Genomic DNA, 18,918 nt, shown 5'->3' with positions numbered 1-18,918 from the left:
TATAAATTGAACAGTTCGAGGTTCAATATTGTCTACATGCCAGCCTTTATGTTTATACTGCTGGTAAAGTTCTTTATCTATTCTCTCTATGGCATGTTGCATTAACCATTCATTCCAACCTTGAAACCAAAGGTTTAAATTGTTTTCTATATCAATAACTGATTCTTCGTTCTTCCAGAGTTCAACTATTTGTGATATTATATGATTCATAACGAGGCCTCTTTTCTACTGGTGTGGTAACTACTAGATTAAAGGTCTCGTTTCTTTTTGTCTAGAAAACGAAATGATATCACTAACCGAGAACTATTTTACACTAACGTTTACAGGAAATGGCAAGACAGGTCATGAAAAAGCGGCTGGGTCATCAGAATAATGCATCAATAAATCAATCCCGTGTCGATAAAGTGACAAATGATGGATAATTCTACACAATTGCATGTAATAGTGTTAAACTGAACGTGATTATTTATTGATGCTATAAAGACCCAAAAAATTACTCAATGACTATAATGAGAGGAATCACTGAATCCATGACTATACAAGACCTGATGAATGCATTTCCCGATGCGAATATTAAAAAAAATGAGCCTTTGTCCAAGTATACATATACCAAGACAGGCGGACCTGCAGATGCTCTGATCTTTCCAAAGAGTAAGGAAGAGGTCCAGGCCCTGGTCCAATGGTTGAACGAAAATGACTGGCCGTTGACTATTTTAGGCAATGCCAGCAACCTGATCGTGAAAGACGGCGGAATCCGTGGAGCGACCATTATTCTGACGGATATGAACAAGATCTCGATTCAGGACAACCGTATCCAAGTGTTTACCGGCGCACCGTTAATAGAAGTCAGCAAACGTGCCTATGAAGCTGGACTGACAGGACTGGAATTCGCCTGCGGTATTCCAGGAAGTGTCGGTGGGGCCGTTTATATGAACGCCGGTGCTTATGGCGGCGAAGTGAAAGAAGTGATCAGAAAAGTCACCATCCTGACCCGCGAAGGTGAAATGAAAGAAATGGCCAACGAGGACATGGACTTTGAATACCGTCACAGTATTCTTCAGGAATCAGATGATATTGCTTTAGAAGTCGTGTTTGAACTGGCGCCCGGAGATAAAGAAGAAATAAAAGCAAAAATGGATGAACTCACTTATTTGAGAACATCCAAGCAGCCACTGGAATATCCTTCGTGCGGATCCGTGTTCAAACGACCGACAGGATACTTCACAGGGAAGCTTATCCAGGATGCCGATCTACAAGGCTACACCTGGGGAGGCGCTCAAGTCTCGACCAAGCATGCCGGATTTATCGTGAATATAGATAATGCCACAGCCACGGATTATATCGAGCTGATCGAACACATCAAGGAAGTCATTCTGGAAAAAGATGGTGTGATTCTGGAAACGGAAGTCAAAATCATCGGGGACGATCTAGTTCCGGAAGAAAACGCCGGACGTATTCTGATCAACAAAGCAAAAACGTCGCTCAAGTCAAAATTCAGCAAGACTCCAATAATAGACGATGGTATAAAATAAAAAACTATAATAGTAGCTACACACTTATGTATAAAGCAGAGTGTGTAGTTTTTTTATGAATCATGTGTTAATAGCAGTTTCTCGTGTTATGCTGAATACACTAAAGATAAATGGAGGATCATGATATGAAAATAGGCGTTATCGGACTGGGAAGTATAGCGAAAAAGGCTTACTTACCTGTATATACCACACAGTTCCCGGAACACGACTGGTATTTTTCAACGCGTACTGAAGAAAAACTGAGAGATACAGGACGTACATATGGTGTGCCGGAAGAGCGACAGTTCACTGACTGGCAGGACTTGCTGGACCTTGTGGATGCCGTCTTTATCCATACACCTACAGATACGCATGAAGAAGTCTGCCGCGCGTTTCTCGAGAAAGGCATCCCCGTTTTTGTGGATAAGCCGCTGACTGAATACAGTGAGACGACTAACGAGCTGCTGGATTTTGCGGATAAACAGGACATGCTGCTTATGACCGGGTTCAATCGACGGTTTGCGCCCATGGTTCAGGAGATGAAGCAGATGTCAGATGTGAATCATCTGATCCTGCAGAAAAATCAGGTCAATAAAACAGACTTTGATGTCAGATACCGAATCTATGATTTGATGATCCATCCGCTGGATACGGCGCTTTACCTGATGGATGAACCGGCTGAAGTCATTCATGCTGAAGTCATTGTTGAAGGGGATCAGTTCAAACGGGCCTCGGTGCTTTTGAAGACTACTCAAGCGACCGCATATGTAGCTGTGAATAATGAATCAGGGACCAAACTTGAAAAGTATGAAGTGCAGAGTCAGGCAGAGACCGTTGTACTGGAAAATCTGACCGATAAAACGACGTATACAGAGAAAGGCGAAATTCATACTAAAGCGGGGGATTGGGTACCGACTCTGGAAAAAAGAGGATTCATCCCAATGATCAAAGCCTTTATAGAAGCCGTAGAAACAGGCAGCCAAAACCCTGTATCTCTGGAAAGCGCCCGGCTCAGTCACCACATCTGCGAAACGATCATTCAGAAATATGAGAATCGTGGATCGTGACCATGGACTATGTTGAAGCTTTAAGAGAGAAGATCGGACACGATGCTGTTATTTTGAATGGATCAGTGGCTTTTATTCTAGATCAGAATGGTGAAGTCCTGCTGCAGCAGCGTCCTGACAAGTCGTGGGGGCTGCCGGGCGGACTCATGGAACTGGGAGAGAGTTTTGAAGAGACGCTGATCAGAGAAGTGAAGGAAGAAACGAACCTGACTATCAAAACCTATCAGTTTGTGGACATCCTGTCAGGCAGAGACTTTTTCGTCAGACTGGCCAACGGCGATGAATACTATTCAGTGACTGCGCTGTACCATGTGACTGACTTTGACGGGACGCTTAAGGCCGACTCTGATGAGTCAATGCAGTTAAAGTTTTTCCCTTTCAATAACGTGCCGGAACACATGAACCCGAGATGGCGTCAGTTTTTAGATGTGTTTATAGAGAAGTATCAGGAAAGCTCTACGGGAGTAAACAGCTAACTGAGTATAAACTCTATACCCTTAGTTTTTTCATTCTATGCTATAATTGATTTAAGACTTTGATAAAGGAGTTAATTTAGATGAATTTAAAAGAAATGGTTGGGAATAAAGCGGCTGAATTTGTGAAAGATGGTATGGTCGTTGGCTTGGGAACAGGCTCTACGGCTTACTACATGGTGGAAGCAGTGGGTAAGCGTGTGAAAGAAGACGGTTTGTCGATTACAGGCGTTACCACTTCTCACAGAACAACCGAACATGCGGAAAAATTGGGTATTCCTTTAAAAGACATCAACGATGTGGATAAAATAGATGTTACGATCGATGGCGCTGATGAGATTTCTGATGATTATCAGGGAATCAAAGGAGGCGGGGGAGCCCACTTGTTTGAAAAAATGGTGGCGAACCAGTCCGATGAAGTGATCTGGATAGTGGATAACAGCAAACTCGTTCATAAACTTGGTGCGTTTCCCTTACCAGTCGAAGTCGTTAAATTCGGCTGCCAGCAGGTCTTCCGTCTGTTCGAAGAAAAAGATATGAAACCAAGCTTCAGAAAAGATGATAGTGACGAGTTCTATTTGACAGATTCCGGCAACTACATCATCGACCTGCATTTGGAACAGATCGATAACCCGCACGAACTGGCTAAATGGCTGGATTCACTGACAGGTGTTGTAGAACACGGTTTATTCTTAGATTGTGTCACGAAAGTCATCGTAGGTACCGAAAACGGTCCTGAAGTAAAAGAAGTCACCCGATAGTTATAATGAGATAAAAGGCGCAGTGAGGGGAACCCTCTATTGCGCCTTTTGATTTTTCAAGTGTTAAGCGATGCAAAATGGTGTAGCTGGACAATTTTGTTTAAGTCGGTTGCTATTCTTACCAACTGAAGAAAATGGTTTGGTTTGAGATAGTAAGCAATCGCGTGCGCGTACAAACCGCGTGCGCGTACAAACTGAGTAATAAAACTTAATTTGAGATAGTAAGCAATCGCGTGCGCGTACAAACTGAGTAATAAAACTTAATTTGAGATAGTAAGCAATCACCAGTGCTTACTATCTAAATAAGAAAGCTTGATTCGAGTTAGTAAGCAATCACCAGTGCTTACCATCTGAATAAGAAAGCTTGATTCGAGTTAGTAAGCCAAAGCCAGCGCTTACTATCTGAGTAATAAAACTAGATTTGAGTTAGTAAGCAAACATGAGAAAGACAAACATTCTGCTCGCTTTTTAGTTCGTGGATTCAATCAGCATTCCGCTCCAGTTATTTCATAACGAAAGAAGGCGGCGTCAGGCCGCCTTCTACATCTTAATAAACAAAAAGACTGTTTTTACCTGCCGAGATATACTCAAGTAGGAAAAACAGTCTTTTTAATTAAAGCTCTTTTTTCTTCAGTTGCTCCAGCATGTCTGCTGTCATTTTCTCTAAATCATACTTAGGTGAGAATCCCCATTCTTCCTGAGCGGCAGATGTATCGATGGCATTCGGCCATGATTCGGCGATGCCTTGTCTGACAGGATCCACATCATAGGTCAGTTCGAAATCTGGAATGTGTTTCTTGATTGCACGGGCAATGTCTTCGGGTGCAATGCTCATCGCGCTCACATTATAGGCATTGCGGTTTTTAAGCTGGTCAGTTGGCGCTTCCATCAGCTGGATGATCAGATCGACGGCATCAGACATATACATCATATCCATATAGGTGCCTTCAGCAATGAACGAAGCATAGGATTTATTTTTCAATGCTTCATAATAGATATCGACAGCATAATCCGTCGTTCCGCCCCCTGGCAGGGTTGCATGAGAAATCAGTCCGGGGAAACGCACGCTGCGGGTATCCACACCGAATTTCTGGTAGTAGTAATCACCGAGCAGTTCACCGCTCACTTTTGTCACACCATACATGGTCGTCGGGCGCTGGATCGTCACTTGCGGTGTCTGGTCTTTTGGTGTTTCGGGACCAAAGGCACCAATGGAACTTGGGGTGAAGAATTTAAGGTTATGTTCACGGGCAACTTCCAGTGCGTTAAGTAATCCACCCATGTTCAGATCCCAGGCAAGTTTCGGCTTGGCCTCCGCCACAGCAGACAGTAAAGCAGCCAAATGGATAAACGTATCCACCTCATATTTTTCGACCAGTTCCTTCATGCGGTCTGAATCAGTCACGTCGAGCGTTTCGAAAATACCTTCTGAAACGACTTTTGACTCTTCGGGTGCTTTGATATCCGTGGCAACAACATTGTCTATACCATAGGCTTCTCTTAGTTTAAGTGTCAGCTCAGATCCGATCTGACCTAGTGCGCCTGTAATTAAAATTTTCTTCACAAAAAAACCTCCGACATTTATTTTTTAAAACACGAGAAGAAAGAGAAAGAACCACTCAGTTCGTTTCTCTTTCGCTCATTTACTGTTCAGTTATTTAATAACGTTCAATTCTTTACCGACTTTTTCATAAGTGGCCAGGACCTGGTCCAGCATTTCTTTGGTATGAGCGGCACTTGGCATGTTTCTTACGCGTCCTGTCCCGCGGGGCACAGTAGGGAAGACGATGGATTTAGCATAAACGCCTTCTTCGGTCAGACGCTTGGAGAAAGTCTGCGTCAGTTTCTCTTCACCGATGATACATGGCGTGATCGGTGTTTCTGAATTGCCGATATCAAAACCTAAGTTCTTCAGCCCATCTTTAAGATAACGGCCATTTTCCCAGAGGCGTTCGTTTTCTTCAGTAGAGTTCGACATGATGTCGATGGCTTCGATACAGGCGGCAGATGCACCTGGTGTGAGTGATGTTGAGAACAGGAACGGACGGGCACGGACTTTCAGCCAGTCGATCAGGTTTTGAGTGCCGGCGACATAACCGCCGACAACGCCGACAGCTTTAGATAGTGTTCCCATCTGGAAGTCGATTTTATCCTGCAGACCGAAGTGCTTGACTGTTCCGGCACCTTTACCCATGACGCCTGAGCCGTGTGCATCATCGACGTAAGTGATCAAATCGAATTCTTCAGCGATTTCAACGATCTCAGGGAGTTTCGCCACGTCGCCGTCCATCGAAAAGACACCGTCAGTGATGTACATGATTTTCTCGTACTGACCGCTTTCCACAGCTTCTTTAGCTTTAGCTCTCAGGTCATCCATGTCCTGATGCTTCACACGGATTACCTTGGCACCGGACAAGCGGCAGCCGTCGATGATGGACGCATGGTTCAGCTCGTCTGACAGAATGGCATCATTCTTATTCATGACTGCTGAGATGGCGCCCATATTGCAGTTGAAGCCCGACTGAAAAGCGACCGCTGCTTCAGTGTGCTTGAATGCCGCGATTTTATCTTCAAGTTCTTCGTGGATGGCCTGTGTACCGTTGATCGTCCGAACAGCACCTGCCCCTACGCCATAGATATCGGTGGCTTCATTGGCTTTAGCTTTCAAGCGTTCATCGTTAGCAAAACCTAAATAATTGTTTGATGACATATTGATCAGTTTTTGTCCGTCGATAGTGATTTTAGGACCATTGGGACCTTCCAGGACATCAATTTCGTTATAGAGGCCGTTGTCTTTCAGTTCCTGCAGGTTATTTTCTAAAAAGGTATTCAATTTTTGACTAGTCATGAACTCTCTCCTTTTGTTAGTGTGATTATCTTCGCATCTAATTTTACCACTCTTTATTAGAATCGTGTAGTCATGATAGGGATTATTGGAAGATTCTTATCAATACTTAGTCAAATTACCTTATTCTTTCTGCATTGTATGATAAACTAGAAAATATAAGTAAAAGATTAGGAGTGAAAGAATTATGCGAATGATCGACTTGATTGAAAAGAAACAGCACAACAAGGCTTTAACAGAAGATGAAATCAAATGGATGATCGAGCATTATACATCCGAAGATATTCCTGATTATCAGATGAGCGCGATGGCAATGGCCATTTATTTCAATGGTATGAGTAATGATGAACGCAGTGCACTCACGATGGCGATGGTGGAATCCGGCGACCAGATCGATCTGTCACCAATCGAAGGCGTTAAAGTTGATAAACACTCAACAGGCGGAGTAGGCGACACGACAACACTGGTTTTAGCTCCCCTCGTTGCAAGTGTGGGTGTGCCAGTAGCTAAAATGAGCGGCCGCGGACTTGGACACACCGGCGGTACCATTGATAAATTGGAAGCGGTACCCGGTTTTAATGTAGAAGTCTCTCAGGAGAGATTCGTTGAATTAGTGAACAAGAACAAAGTGGCAGTAGTCGGTCAGTCGGGTAATCTGACACCTGCAGATAAAAAATTATATGCTTTGCGTGATGTGACAAGTACAGTCGAATCTATCCCACTTATCGCAAGTTCCATCATGAGCAAGAAAATCGCTGCAGGAGCCGATGCCATCGTTTTAGATGTCAAAACAGGCGCCGGGGCCTTCATGAAGAGCGTGGAGCAGGCAAAAGAATTGGCTGAGACCATGGTGAATATTGGCGAAGCGGTCGGCAGAAACACGATGGCTGTTATTTCTGATATGAGCCAGCCTTTGGGCAACGCGATCGGAAACGGTCTGGAAGTGAAAGAGGCCATCGATACACTGAAAGGTCATGGACCGGAAGATTTAACAGAATTGTGCTTAGTTCTCGGCAGTCAGATGGCTTATTTAGGCGGTGTCGGTTCATCACTCGATGAAGCCCGTGAGGCTCTGGAAGAGAACCTGCACAATGGCAAAGCATTGGATGCCTTCAGAACGTTCATCAGCGCTCAGGGCGGCGATGCATCGGTAGCAGATGATCCGGATGGTGTTCTGCCTAAAGCGAAATATTCAAAAGACGTACTGGCTAAGGAATCAGGTGAAGTGTCTGAAATCGTAGCTGATCAGATCGGTATCGCAGCAATGATGCTGGGAGCCGGCCGTGAAACAAAAGAAAGTCAGATCGATTTGGCAGCGGGACTTTATGTGCACAAGAAAATCGGAGACGCAGTAGAAAAAGGTGAAGCTCTGGTGACCGTTTACTCCAATAAAGAAATCACCGAAGAAGTCATCAATAAGATTCTGGACAATATCACTGTAGCTGAATCTGCTGAAGCGCCTAAGCTGATCCATGAAATCATTCAGTGATTTACAGTTGCTGCTTAATAAATCATAACCTGTCAACAAACTGTCGGAGCCCTTTGAGTCTCAAACTTTTAAAAACATAAAGTGGAAAATTTCAAGGAGGAGAGCTGGTTATGCTGATAAAAACAAATGATTTGCCCCACGTTATAGAAATAGTGATCGATGATGAAATCACGGAAGAAGACATACAGGAATTTGAAGATTACTTCAGTCAGAAGAAAGAAACACAGGAGAAGGTAAATATGCTGATAGATATCAGGGATATCGACTATTCTCTGGACGGCTTTATTGCAGACACTAAATTCACTACCAGTCATCTGGAAGACTTCAATAAAGTGGCGATGGTAAGTGATGATAAGTGGATAGAATATGCAGAAAAAGTGGCTCAACTCATGCCTGAAGTCGAAGTGGCACATTTTGACCCTGATCAGAGAGACAAAGCCATCGCCTGGCTGAGTTAGGATTCCTGATCAGACGATCCTAGTCGAAGCAGGAAGAGCGATAGTGCATTTCGAAATCGCCATCGGCAGTGATCTGATATCACAGTATACTAAAAGAGGGCCGGCAGAATACACTGAGTATTCTGCCGGCCCTCTTTTAACCTTTAACTGAAAGTTATGCTATACTGATATAAAATTTTAAAAATCAGAATCACAAGGAGAAAGATAGATGAAGAATGTAACAGTAATGAGTGGAATGAGAGCGAGTATGCCGATCATGGCAAGTTACATCGCATTAGGGATTGCCTGCGGCATTGTTCTCTATGATGCGGGAGTCAGTGTACTGGCTATCTTTCTCATGAGCGCCCTTGTTTATGCTGGAGCCGCTCAGTTTCTGACTGGGAGTATGGTCGCCTTAGGTGCTGCAGTACCTTCTGTGATCCTGATGGTCTTTTTTCTTAATCTGAGACACATTCTCATGTCTGCAAGTATTTCCAGATACGTTAAAAATAAATCACTGGGATTTTTAGGCTTATTCGGTCATACGTTGTCAGATGAATCGTTCGGGATAAACTATTCCCGTTTTCAAACGGAACACTGGACCGCCAATGAAGCAATGGTAACCAGTCTGTTAAATTATTCCGCGTGGACACTGAGTACCGTGCTGGGCGGAATCATCGGCAGCCAGTTCACCATTAATACGCTGATCATGAACTATGCGCTGATCGCTATGTTTATCTGCATGATGGTCATGCAGTTTGTTTCAAAAGCACATATTATAGCCGGCATCGTTTCAGTCGTGCTATCCGTTGTACTTACCGCGGTGCTTAAACATAACATTGCTTTAGTCATTGCTACAGTTCTGGCATCGTTTATAGGTTATTATCTGGAAAATAATGCAGTAGAAGGAGGAGTGAAGGCAAATGAGTAGTGAATCACTGGTGCTGATACTAGGAATGGCCATCGTTACATTTATTCCACGATTTTTCCCACTGCTGCTTTTGAGTAAGAAAGAGATATCCCCGTCATTCAGTCGTTGGATGTCCTTTATTCCTGTATCGATTTTTGCAGCTTTAGTCGCTTCAGACATCTTTTTCTGGGAAAGTTCTTTTTCCCTGCACCCCTTCCGTAATATAAAGGTGATTCCTTCTATACTCGTATTTGTAGTGGCATACAAGACGAAAAGTCTGTTGTGGTCAATGATCGCAGGGGTCCTTGCAATGGCTTTACTCTACATATTCTTATAGATAGGTAAGGGTCGGGAAAATAAAAGAACGTTTACGCGCTTGTTTTTTAATATCGAATATTACTAAAAAGTTAAAAACAAAATAAAAACAGTCATGATTAAGGTTAACGGGTTCGGTTTTTAGGTAGAAAAATGTATTTACAATAGTTTTAACATCACTTTTAACAGTAAATTATCATTATAATATTCAAGGGAATCGGTAAATTCCTTCGCTTTTGATTTTTTAAATTTTATTCAATTTTGATAAAAATTACTAAAGTTTTTCAAGGTTTATTGGATATTTATGTTAATATAAGAGTGTAAGAAATATTGGTTTTGTGAAAAGATACACTTAAACTAACGAAGCAGTAGAGTATTAAGAATACTTCTCAATTTGCACAATTTTACGTTAAAATCCAACGTTAAAATAATTTATGCAGTATTTTTCCTGAACGGAGTGTATATTAGTGGTTCAATTATGGCGAGCATTTGGAGAGTTGGTTCCTTTATTCTTAATAATAGTTTTAGTAATTTATATAACAGTTTATTTTATAAGTAAGAAGAAAAATTTAGATTTCAAACGAGTAAGCATTAACATTCTATTAGGGCTTAGCATAATTGGAATTTTATTAGTTACTGTTTATCCAAGGTATTATGGTACGGAAATACCGACAATTATTAACATAGTTCCTTTTACTGGAATGTACGATATTATGTTTCATTCGGTTGATATAACAGTACCTATCCGTAATTTAGGATTAAATATTTTACTGTTTGTTCCTTTTGGATTTTTTCTATCTCAGAAGATTTCATCTTTACAAAAGAAAGTAAGGTTAAATCTAATTCTAGCAGGGTTGCTATTTTCATTATTTATTGAAGTGGTGCAATTTTCTATTCCAATGGGGCGTTCCGCAGACATTGATGATTTAATATTAAACACTGTTGGAGCATTTTTAGGCTACATAATTTGGAAAATCCTCAATTCTAAATTTCCCAGTATTTCATTATCAAAGAAAACATCAAAAGGTCATATGTAATATTTTTCTTGTTGTGCTAACGGATGCGTTAGTTCAAGAAGAAATACTAAACAAAAGTACAAAACGCTTAGAGTTTTGTACTTTTGTTTGTTTTTTAAGAACTAATTACTGCATATAAATAATGTCTTTTATATTGAACTTCTTCTTCGTTAATCTTAACCGCTGAGCAGCGGTTCCACTGCCCCCATCAGATGTGTAAGAAAAGCAAAAGTTATAATAGGTCCGAAGAATTGTTAGAGCCATTTGAGCATATTTCGGATTGGAATTGGAGTAGATATATCTTTTCCCGTCTCCACGAGCAGTGGTTAAAGGTCTTTCTAAGATTGATAATCGTCTACAAATATACTGAATGAATGTGTTTGTCGCATTGTTGTTGACATTTAAGATTAGCTTCGAAATGTCTTTGGGTTCGAAAGAGGATAGATTAGTTGTACAATCTACTGAACGAAACCCTCTATCAATCGTTGCTAACGGGTGTTGAATTGGGGGATCTACATAGACTAGTTTAGTCCCTACCTGCTTGTGAAACTTATGATACTCAAACAACTCACTCAATTTATAATAAGCTAGCTTCCTTAACGATTTCGTGTTGTGTCCTCGAAAAATCCCCCAGTTTATTAAATCAGCACCAGCTTCAATAAATACTTCACGAGCCTGTTTCCATGTTTTCGTATTGATTTAACAATGAAAAAATGAGTACCAATTATATTGTTAATTGGTACTCATTATACGGTGTTAATTTATATTTTCTACTCGAAAACCGAACCCGTTAGATTAAGGTCATGACTGTTTTTTTATCAATGTGTGATGGACGGTTCTTTCAATATCCGCTCACCCAAAGCATTTGCCCAGGCTTCAGTCCAGCAGAAGGAGTATGGGACACCGTACTTTCGTCTGAGGTCCTTATAGCGTTTCCGACGGGCCCATGACCAGGATACCGTACCTATAATAATAAGATACAAGGGTCCTAACATAATGGACTGATAAGTATGACCATATTCGTGCACGGAGACCCGATCGCACTGATTTGTGAGAAGTTGCGTGTTATTTTTTTTCCGTTTGAGCAGGTTTTCATCCTCATCGTTTGGCACAAAGATAAACAGACCCAGTGAAATGCCGTTAAAGGTTGCCCACTTTGTGCGGATACAGCCATGATAAAAATCATGTGGTGATTTAATGTGAAAGAGAAAGAGGATGAACCCTGCAACCGTCTGGATAAGCCCCCAAGTCAGCTGAAGAAAGACATACAAAGGCAGCCAGATATATGTGAAAACGGGTGTTGTAGTTTTATGGTTATGCATGAAATGCCTTCTTTATTCTCATACTCGTGTCGTCAGCTGTCTGTGCTATCTATTTGATCTGAAAGCATAACGGTGCTTGTCGATAGCCCGCGCTTCGCACCACTCTGCAGAGTCTCCGGTGATAATAATGTCCGTCTTTTTCAAATCTTCGATAGTCTTTGCACCCAGCAAGGTCATGATGCGTTTTATTTCTTCCTTCCAGTGAGTCAGAGTCTGAATAGTTTGGTCAACATCATCAAGGGCCATGTGCATGATCTGACTGGAAAGGCCGCTCAGAGATGCACCCAGGGCCAGGGCTTTCACGATTTCCATCGGACGTCTGATTCCGCCTGATGCGATAAGCGAAGCCTGGCTGACGCTTTCCTGAGCTTCAAGCAGAGACGCCACCGTTGACTGGCCCCACGCTTCAAAGTCATCCAGTTTGAAATCTTTTCTCCGGTAATTTTCTATCTGAGCGAAATTTGTCCCACCTTTTCCACTGATGTCGATCAATTTCACGCCAATCGATTCCAAAAGCTGTACAGTTTCTCTGGACATCCCGAAACCGACTTCCTTCACAATGACGGGTCTATCCAGGCCTTCTACGATAGACTGGATATTTTCTATCCAATCCGAGAATTCACGGTCACCTTCAGGCATGACGATTTCCTGCGGGGCGTTCAGATGGATTTGAAGAGCATCAGCATCCAGCAGATCGACGGCGCGTTTGGCATTCTCCAGACCGTGTCCGGCACCCAGATTGGCAAAAACTACGCCATTGGGGTTTGTCTTACGGACGATCTGAAAGGTATCCGCTTGAGACGGATCTTTGAGTGCAGCGCTGACTGATCCCGTGGCCATCGCAAGATTCGTTTCTCTCGCAATCACTGCCAGTTTTTCATTGACTTTCCCGGTCCACGTACTGCCGCCCGACATCGCATTGATGAAAAAAGGAGAGGTGAACGGCAGGTCCAGCATAGAAACGTCCAGAGAAATATCCTTCACATCACACTGAGGAAAAGAATGGTGAACAAAGGCGATATCTTTAAAAGAAGAATCACCTTCTTTATAAAATTTTTCTGATAAGGAGACATGTTCATTTTTTCGGTTATTGGTTTTCGGCATAAGGCACACTCCAGTTTAGGTCAATTATGTTTATCATACACGGTAAGGGGCAGAGGTTCAATATGGCAAGACTGCCACTCTGAAAGGATGCGCTCTTTCTGATTGTCTGTCTGGACAAAGGCGATTCCGCAGTCGCCACCACCGGCTCCGGAAGTTTTTGCCGCTGCGTCATGGTTTTCGGCAATGCGGCTGAGGCTTTCCAGCAGAGGTGTTTCCAGAACGAGTCCTTTTGTCCGGCTCATTTGCAAAAGAAGGTCTCTGTTGGCGCGTACAGCTGCTTTGATCTGATCACTCTCGTTTGACTTGATTCCGCTGATCAAGTCGGTCACGCAGGCGCGACTTTTCTCTAGGAAAGACTGAAGGTTTACATCCGGGTTTTTCTGCTGCACGGAAGCAACAAAGGATTCCGTAGAAGCAGGTTTGCCGGTCCAGCCGACCAGAAGCATGAGAGAGGATGGAGCGGGCAACCGTTCGACTTCAAGTTCAGGCCACGGCTGTTCGATCAGTGAGGAGAGGGTGATCTGATCCAGCTGCCTTTCTATCCAGTGTTTATTTGGACTTGAATAAGCGATCCAGCCTGTATAGGCAGCCGCAGCTAGATCTCCAAGCGACCCTCGGCTCTGCAATGCGACGTGGACCGCAGCAGCCAGTTTGAATAGGCGATCTTCACTGAGAGCGAACCCGACCGACCCCAGCAATGCTTGTATCGATGCGACAGTGACAGCTCCGCTTGACCCCAGCCCGTATTTCCTGCCGTCGGAGCTGTCCAAGGTACTCTCTATTACTATGTCATAATAGGGAAGAGCAAGGCCCTGTTCATATAAAAAGTGTTCAGTCATTTCCATTGTTTTCAAGAGGATGTCAGCTTTTTCATTCGGTTCTTCGATGAATATCCGGCAATCGTTCCGTCTCCAGTGCAAGGTTTCTTTCGAAAGAGACGGAGAAGTGATCGTTCCGGACGGCCCTTCTGACGGCGACACTGACACTGTGATGAAGCGGTCGACGGCAACGATGACAGACGGGTTTCCCGGCTCGACAACGGCATATTCTCCGGCGATATAGAGTTTTCCGGGTGCATAAACTTCTGTGTGTTTCATCTTCTCACCTTTTCAATTCATTGGGATCCGGGTCTGGAAACTACGTGCAGCCCAGGGCCGGGTCTAGCCGAGATAAGTTGGGATTCAGAAAAATCGTTAAGTAGATGTGTCCTTATTTCTTCCAGCTGGGTCTGTCTGCAGATCAGTTTGACATTTGGTCCGGCATCCATAGTGAAGTGAACAGAATAGCCTTTATCCCGAAGAGCCCTTACCGCTTCCATCGCCTTCATGCTGTCAGGCGACCAGTAGGTAAAGGGCGGGTCGGCGCCCAAGGTCGTTGCATGCATTTTAAGCGCATTCCGTTCAGCGATGACACCGACTTCATGGATGTCCTGCTCCTTGATCGCCAGTTTCATTGCGCTCAGGTCATCATCCAGTGAATCCAGCCAGCCCTGATAGAAAGGTGAGGTCTGGACCGTTCTGGACATACCTTCGCGGCTGGATACATCTTTTTTATTGTCGCTTACGACAATAAAAAGCATTCCTATATCCCAATCCGCGTCATCTACCGGCACAGCAAAGGAGGTTTCGTGGCTCGTTCCTTTCTGCCATTCTGCGAACCCGCCATAGATGCTGCGTGAGGCAGACCCTGACCCTCTGCGGGCAAGTTTTGACAGTTCTTCAGAAGACAGTTCCAGACCGGCCGCCAGACTGGCCGCACCGGCTAGTGCGGCCAGTCCCGAGGCAGAAGATGCAAGGCCAGCCGCTGTCGGGACATGATTATAGCTCATAACTTTAGCTTTTGATGTGATGCCTGCTTTTTCTCTGACCAGATCCAATACAGTCTTCACTTTTTTTAGTGCAGCCAGATCCTGCATCCTGTCATCCAGATACAGCTCGTCTGATCTCAAGGCATCATCAAACGTCACGCTGGTTTCGGTATAGAAGGCATCCAGAGTGAGAGAAAGAGAATTATTCATCGGAAGGATCAGGTCCTCATCTGCTTTTCCCCAGTATTTGATCAAGGCAATATTCGTATGTGCGCGTACCCAATTACTCATGTTTATCTTCTCCTAATGCATGGATCCAGGTGTTGACGGCACCCTGTTCCATTAATTTTTCGGCAATGACTTCCGCTTTTTTTTCTGATTCAGCCAGGGCGATCATGCAGCCCCCGCGTCCGCCACCTGTCAGCTTGGCGCCTAAAGCTCCGGAACGCAAGGCTGTCTCAACAAGATGATCCAGTTTCGTGTTACTGACTGACAGCTGCTTCAGTGAGCTGTGGGCCTGAGTCAGGAGCTTGCCCAGTCTTTCCGGGTCGTTATGGGCAATGGCCTCTTTGGCCTGGAGGGTAAGCACACCCATGTTTCTGATCAGGGCCATGGCCTGTTCAGGATGATGTGCGACTTCTTCGGCTACATCGGCAACAGCCTGACCGGTCTGTCCTTTGATTCCTGTATCAGCAGCAATCAGATGACCGGTCAGGTTTATAGAGAGAGATTCAAACATGCTGCCTTTCTGATAAAATACGGGGGAGTCACTGCTCGTCACACGGGCATCGATTCCGCTTGGATTGCCATGGGCGATTTTTTCGGAAATATCAACGTAATACAGCAGCCGGTCTGGATCGAGTGGAACATTGAAGTAGTTAAAAAGCGCCCGGACGAATGCGGTCGCAACGGCTGCGCTTGATCCCATGCCTCTCTCGGCTGGAATACGGCTGGTTACAGTGATAGACAGATGCCCGGTAGGCTGACTTAAATCATCACCTATCGTTTGAAGTAGGGTTGTGATATTAGTCAGCGAAACGGGAGCGTCTTTCAACGGGCCCGAATAATAGCTCGATGAAATCGCTGCCGCTGTTTCAATTTGTCTAATCGTTACCTCGACAGGTGTAGCTTTAAAAGGAAAAGCGATCGCTGGTTCACCGTAAACAACGGCATGCTCACCGATCAGAATGATTTTTCCGTGAGCCGTCCCTGTTGCCTGCTCTGGGAGAGTTTTCATAGAGTCACCTCTTGATGTATAGTTTTGTATGTATAGGCAGATAATCGTATGCATCTGATTTATCTTCAGACATAACATGAGCCTCGTATCCATTTTATCATATCAGGTCATCCTAAAGATTCATTTAAGAATATTCTCTCGAGATCTTCACAGAGTGTTGTGAAAACGGATAGAATTTTGGTAAACTGGATTAGATAAATACGATGAGAGCGGAGGTAACCGCATGCAGGAATCAGATTCTTTTTATATAATCAACCGTGAAGAGTGGCAGGAATTAAATAAAAATAAAAAAATGATGCTGACAGATACTGAAGTTGAAGCCTTGCGTTCGTTAAACGACAACGTTTCGGTCATGGACGTGAAAGAAATCTATTTGCCTATATTGGAAATCCTGGACAAGTACATTAAACACTATCATGAAAGACAAGACGAAATAAAACGTTTTTTGGGTAAGCCGCATAAGAAAGATCCGTATATCATCGGCATAGCGGGAAGCGTGGCGGTAGGGAAAAGCACTCTGGCCCGTTTTCTCCAGGCGATGATGGCCCGTGCCTACCCCGATCAGACAGTAAGTCTGATCACGACTGACGGTTTCCTTTATCCCAACGAAGTTTTAAAAGAACGAGGCATCTTGAACCGAAAAGGCTTTCCGGAAAGCTATGACATGCACCGCCTCATCAGTTTCATGGGTGATGTGAAAAGTGGCAGAAGACACATCCAAGTCCCGCTTTATTCCCATCGTCTGTATAATATCGTTCCTGATAAATTTGAGATCATCGACCAGCCTGATATTCTGATCGTAGAGGGGATCAACGTCCTGCAGCTGCCTACCAACGAAAAAATATTTGTCAGTGATTTTTTCGATTTCAGTTTTTATGTGGATGCCGAACCGGCCAAGATAGAGAACTGGTACCTTGAACGTTTTGGTCTGTTGCTGAAAACGGCCTTCAAGGACCCTTCTAACTACTATTACCCCTATGCCATAGGGGACAAGAAAGAGGCATTCCAGATGGCTCGCACTGTATGGAAAAAGGTGAATTTGAAAAATCTGGAGGAATTCATCCTCCCGACACGCTTCAGGGCAGATATGATCCTGCACAAAACCACCGATCATTTTATCGATCAGCTGCTGTTGAAAAAACATTAAGAGGATCAGGAGGAGCTAAAATGAAAAAAATCCCAGTTCTTGTTAGTCTGCTGTGCTTCTTTCTGCTGACGGGCTGTCAGTCCGGTGAGGTATTTGAAGGCACGGTCATCCGTGTCGACGATCAAAGTATTGTGGTTGAACCATTTGAAGGTGAAGAGATAAGAAGGTCAGGAACAGAAGTAAGCGTGTCCCTTGAAGAAGATATGGATCTTGATGTGGGGGACCAGGTACGGATCACACATGAAGGGAACGTCATGGAAAGCTTTCCTCTGCAGATCGATCTTATAGAAATCGAACGGATAGACTGATAGAGCCGTGAGCAGATTACTTAGTCCCGGAAAGTATGACGATTCTGTGACCATCGTCATCTTCCAGGGAAAAGCTTTGGAAACAGGATATAAAACCAAGGCCACCTGTATTATACTAAAGAAAAGGAGACGAGGAGAGGATGGGTATGGATCAGCAGAGAGAAATCGAACGCTTGAAAAATGAACTGGAAGCTGTAAAGCGATTGAATAGAGAACTCCTCAAGTTACAGCAGGATCAGGATTCTCTGGAATTTTCCTGGATCGGAAATTTAGGTCACTGGTTCTGGGATTATAAAGAAAACAAAGTTACGTTCAATCCCAAGAAAGCAGAGGCAATGGGCTTCAAAAAGGAAGATCTTCCGGAGTTTGTCGATTTTCAGTTTTTTACTGACCGGCTGCATCCGGAAGACTATGATCGCGTCATGCAGCTCATGCGTGATCATCTGACCGGGAAAATCCCAGTCTGGGAAGTGAAATACCGTATTCAGGCCAAAGATGGGTCCTATAGAACCTACTACGACCGCGGCACCGTCACACAGCGCTCAGAAACAGGCGAACCGTTGTTTCTGGCAGGCATCGTCTTTGACATTACAAATTATGAAGCAGAAAAGCAGGAACTGATGAAAGAAAATAAAGAATGGGCCCAGATGTCAAAGCAGGATAAACTGACAGGGCTGTTCAACCGTTCAAATATTCTTGTCAGGCTTGGACAGGTCATATCGGATGTCAATAAGAAGAACAGGAAGACGGTATCCATGATTGTGCTGGATATCGACAATCTCGAACATCAGAACACCTTATTTGGCCCCTTATTTGGAGATGAAGTCATAAAAGAAGCGGCTGCTGTCATAAAAGAGACGCTTCAGCCGGACCAGTTCGCTGGGACATTTGAAGGTGGAAAGTTTCTGGTCGTCCTGCCGGATGTCAGAAAAAGAGAAGCCCGGGAAATTGCAGAAGCGATCCGTGTGAAATTCAATGCGCGTGAATTCAGTGAACCGGCTGAAGTGACATGCAGCTTTGGAGTGGCTGAATACGTAGGCAACGAAACAGTCAGTCAGCTCTTTAACCGGGCAGACAGATTATTATTTAAAGTCAAGCAAAATGGGAAAAATGACGTTCTGTCAGATTAACAGCAGAACAGGAAAAGAGTTGCGCGTATCCTTATCGAA

The 18,918-nt window shown here is 43.9% G+C and carries 18 protein-coding genes and 2 pseudogenes; 12 read left to right on the top strand and 8 right to left on the bottom strand.

Going from position 1 to position 18,918, the window contains the following annotated elements; translation table 11 throughout:
• A pseudogene (locus tag BM049_RS06495) lies at positions 1–210 on the bottom strand (ISLre2-like element ISAot1 family transposase); the annotation flags it as partial.
• 320 nt (positions 211–530) lie between these two features.
• On the opposite strand from BM049_RS06495, the pseudogene murB reads away from it, so the two are divergent.
• From murB to rpiA, 4 genes and pseudogenes are all read left to right on the top strand, one after another.
• Positions 531–1,427, top strand: a pseudogene (murB, locus tag BM049_RS06490) (UDP-N-acetylmuramate dehydrogenase); the annotation flags it as partial.
• Positions 1,428–1,657: 230 nt separating this feature from the next.
• Positions 1,658–2,578 carry a Gfo/Idh/MocA family protein gene (locus BM049_RS06485; protein WP_177188619.1) on the top strand — a complete coding sequence of 307 codons (921 nt, stop codon included), beginning with the start codon at positions 1,658–1,660 and terminating at the stop codon, positions 2,576–2,578.
• Positions 2,579–2,580: 2 nt separating this feature from the next.
• Complete coding sequence (locus BM049_RS06480; protein WP_091529656.1) at positions 2,581–3,054, top strand: NUDIX hydrolase; 474 nt, start codon at positions 2,581–2,583, stop codon at positions 3,052–3,054.
• 80 nt (positions 3,055–3,134) lie between these two features.
• A complete protein-coding gene (rpiA, locus tag BM049_RS06475; protein ID WP_091529616.1) occupies positions 3,135–3,812 on the top strand; it encodes a ribose-5-phosphate isomerase RpiA in 678 nt (225 codons plus the stop codon).
• Positions 3,813–4,425: 613 nt separating this feature from the next.
• Here rpiA and BM049_RS06470 read toward each other — a convergent pair.
• The gene (locus BM049_RS06470; protein ID WP_091529614.1) at positions 4,426–5,376 is read right to left on the bottom strand and encodes an L-threonine 3-dehydrogenase; all 951 of its coding nucleotides are present in this window, start codon (positions 5,374–5,376) and stop codon (positions 4,426–4,428) included.
• A gap of 90 nt (positions 5,377–5,466) precedes the next feature.
• Entirely contained in the window at positions 5,467–6,660 is a 1,194-nt protein-coding gene (locus tag BM049_RS06465; RefSeq protein ID WP_091529612.1) for a glycine C-acetyltransferase, read from the bottom strand.
• A 184-nt stretch (positions 6,661–6,844) separates the two neighbouring features.
• On the opposite strand from BM049_RS06465, the gene BM049_RS06460 reads away from it, so the two are divergent.
• The 5 genes from BM049_RS06460 (at position 6,845) to BM049_RS06440 (ending at position 10,845) form a co-directional block, all read left to right on the top strand.
• Entirely contained in the window at positions 6,845–8,146 is a 1,302-nt protein-coding gene (locus BM049_RS06460; protein WP_091529611.1) for a pyrimidine-nucleoside phosphorylase, read from the top strand.
• 110 nt (positions 8,147–8,256) lie between these two features.
• A complete protein-coding gene (locus BM049_RS06455) occupies positions 8,257–8,604 on the top strand; it encodes a SpoIIAA family protein (protein ID WP_091529609.1) in 348 nt (115 codons plus the stop codon).
• Between the two features lie 208 nt (positions 8,605–8,812).
• The gene (locus tag BM049_RS06450) at positions 8,813–9,514 is read left to right on the top strand and encodes an AzlC family ABC transporter permease (protein WP_091529608.1); all 702 of its coding nucleotides are present in this window, start codon (positions 8,813–8,815) and stop codon (positions 9,512–9,514) included.
• Positions 9,507–9,830, top strand: coding sequence for an AzlD domain-containing protein (locus BM049_RS06445; protein ID WP_091529606.1), 324 nt, complete (start codon positions 9,507–9,509; stop codon positions 9,828–9,830). Before BM049_RS06450 ends, BM049_RS06445 begins: the two co-directional genes overlap by 8 nt.
• A 445-nt stretch (positions 9,831–10,275) precedes the next feature.
• Positions 10,276–10,845 carry a VanZ family protein gene (locus tag BM049_RS06440; protein WP_177188618.1) on the top strand — a complete coding sequence of 190 codons (570 nt, stop codon included), beginning with the start codon at positions 10,276–10,278 and terminating at the stop codon, positions 10,843–10,845.
• Between the two features lie 797 nt (positions 10,846–11,642).
• Here the strand turns inward: BM049_RS06440 and BM049_RS06430 are convergent.
• Genes BM049_RS06430 through mvk form a run of 5 tightly spaced genes read right to left on the bottom strand, consistent with a single transcriptional unit; the run spans position 11,643 to position 16,294 of the window.
• Complete coding sequence (locus BM049_RS06430; protein ID WP_091529603.1) at positions 11,643–12,146, bottom strand: hypothetical protein; 504 nt, start codon at positions 12,144–12,146, stop codon at positions 11,643–11,645.
• A gap of 45 nt (positions 12,147–12,191) precedes the next feature.
• Positions 12,192–13,250 (bottom strand): type 2 isopentenyl-diphosphate Delta-isomerase, encoded by a 1,059-nt coding sequence (fni, locus tag BM049_RS06425; protein ID WP_091529601.1) that lies wholly within the window; start codon positions 13,248–13,250, stop codon positions 12,192–12,194.
• 20 nt (positions 13,251–13,270) lie between these two features.
• Positions 13,271–14,347, bottom strand: a complete 1,077-nt coding sequence (locus BM049_RS06420) for a phosphomevalonate kinase (protein WP_091529600.1) — start codon at positions 14,345–14,347, stop codon at positions 13,271–13,273.
• A 17-nt stretch (positions 14,348–14,364) separates the two neighbouring features.
• Positions 14,365–15,348 carry a diphosphomevalonate decarboxylase gene (gene mvaD, locus BM049_RS06415; protein WP_091529598.1) on the bottom strand — a complete coding sequence of 328 codons (984 nt, stop codon included), beginning with the start codon at positions 15,346–15,348 and terminating at the stop codon, positions 14,365–14,367.
• Positions 15,341–16,294, bottom strand: coding sequence for a mevalonate kinase (gene mvk, locus BM049_RS06410; RefSeq protein ID WP_091529597.1), 954 nt, complete (start codon positions 16,292–16,294; stop codon positions 15,341–15,343). The genes mvaD and mvk overlap by 8 nt, the downstream gene beginning before the upstream one ends.
• 223 nt (positions 16,295–16,517) lie before the next feature.
• Between mvk and coaA the strand changes: the two genes are divergently transcribed.
• The 3 genes from coaA (at position 16,518) to BM049_RS06395 (ending at position 18,879) form a co-directional block, all read left to right on the top strand.
• Entirely contained in the window at positions 16,518–17,441 is a 924-nt protein-coding gene (gene coaA / locus BM049_RS06405; RefSeq protein WP_091529595.1) for a type I pantothenate kinase, read from the top strand.
• A 20-nt stretch (positions 17,442–17,461) separates the two neighbouring features.
• Positions 17,462–17,749, top strand: a complete 288-nt coding sequence (locus BM049_RS06400) for a DUF3221 domain-containing protein (protein ID WP_091529594.1) — start codon at positions 17,462–17,464, stop codon at positions 17,747–17,749.
• Between the two features lie 146 nt (positions 17,750–17,895).
• Complete coding sequence (locus BM049_RS06395) at positions 17,896–18,879, top strand: GGDEF domain-containing protein (RefSeq protein ID WP_177188617.1); 984 nt, start codon at positions 17,896–17,898, stop codon at positions 18,877–18,879.
• Positions 18,880–18,918: the final 39 nt, after the last annotated feature.

The sequence above is a fragment of the Alkalibacterium subtropicum genome (genome assembly GCF_900112455.1).
GTDB lineage: Bacteria > Bacillota > Bacilli > Lactobacillales > Carnobacteriaceae_A > Alkalibacterium > Alkalibacterium subtropicum.
Note: the sequence above shows the minus strand (reverse complement) of the source record. Positions and strands in the feature narration are given on the sequence as shown.

Excerpts from the sequence above, each read along its gene's own strand:
- BM049_RS06485 (WP_177188619.1), top strand. The coding sequence starts at position 1,658 with ATGAAAATAGGCGTTATCGGACTGGGAAGTATAGCGAAAAAGGCTTAC.
- BM049_RS06480 (WP_091529656.1), top strand. The coding sequence starts at position 2,581 with ATGGACTATGTTGAAGCTTTAAGAGAGAAGATCGGACACGATGCTGTT.
- rpiA (WP_091529616.1), top strand. The coding sequence starts at position 3,135 with ATGAATTTAAAAGAAATGGTTGGGAATAAAGCGGCTGAATTTGTGAAA.
- BM049_RS06465 (WP_091529612.1), bottom strand. The coding sequence starts at position 6,660 with ATGACTAGTCAAAAATTGAATACCTTTTTAGAAAATAACCTGCAGGAA.
- BM049_RS06460 (WP_091529611.1), top strand. The coding sequence starts at position 6,845 with ATGCGAATGATCGACTTGATTGAAAAGAAACAGCACAACAAGGCTTTA.
- BM049_RS06455 (WP_091529609.1), top strand. The coding sequence starts at position 8,257 with ATGCTGATAAAAACAAATGATTTGCCCCACGTTATAGAAATAGTGATC.
- BM049_RS06450 (WP_091529608.1), top strand. The coding sequence starts at position 8,813 with ATGAAGAATGTAACAGTAATGAGTGGAATGAGAGCGAGTATGCCGATC.
- BM049_RS06445 (WP_091529606.1), top strand. The coding sequence starts at position 9,507 with ATGAGTAGTGAATCACTGGTGCTGATACTAGGAATGGCCATCGTTACA.
- BM049_RS06430 (WP_091529603.1), bottom strand. The coding sequence starts at position 12,146 with ATGCATAACCATAAAACTACAACACCCGTTTTCACATATATCTGGCTG.
- fni (WP_091529601.1), bottom strand. The coding sequence starts at position 13,250 with ATGCCGAAAACCAATAACCGAAAAAATGAACATGTCTCCTTATCAGAA.
- BM049_RS06420 (WP_091529600.1), bottom strand. The coding sequence starts at position 14,347 with ATGAAACACACAGAAGTTTATGCACCCGGAAAACTCTATATCGCCGGA.
- mvaD (WP_091529598.1), bottom strand. The coding sequence starts at position 15,348 with ATGAGTAATTGGGTACGCGCACATACGAATATTGCCTTGATCAAATAC.
- mvk (WP_091529597.1), bottom strand. The coding sequence starts at position 16,294 with ATGAAAACTCTCCCAGAGCAGGCAACAGGGACGGCTCACGGAAAAATC.
- coaA (WP_091529595.1), top strand. The coding sequence starts at position 16,518 with ATGCAGGAATCAGATTCTTTTTATATAATCAACCGTGAAGAGTGGCAG.
- BM049_RS06400 (WP_091529594.1), top strand. The coding sequence starts at position 17,462 with ATGAAAAAAATCCCAGTTCTTGTTAGTCTGCTGTGCTTCTTTCTGCTG.
- BM049_RS06395 (WP_177188617.1), top strand. The coding sequence starts at position 17,896 with ATGGATCAGCAGAGAGAAATCGAACGCTTGAAAAATGAACTGGAAGCT.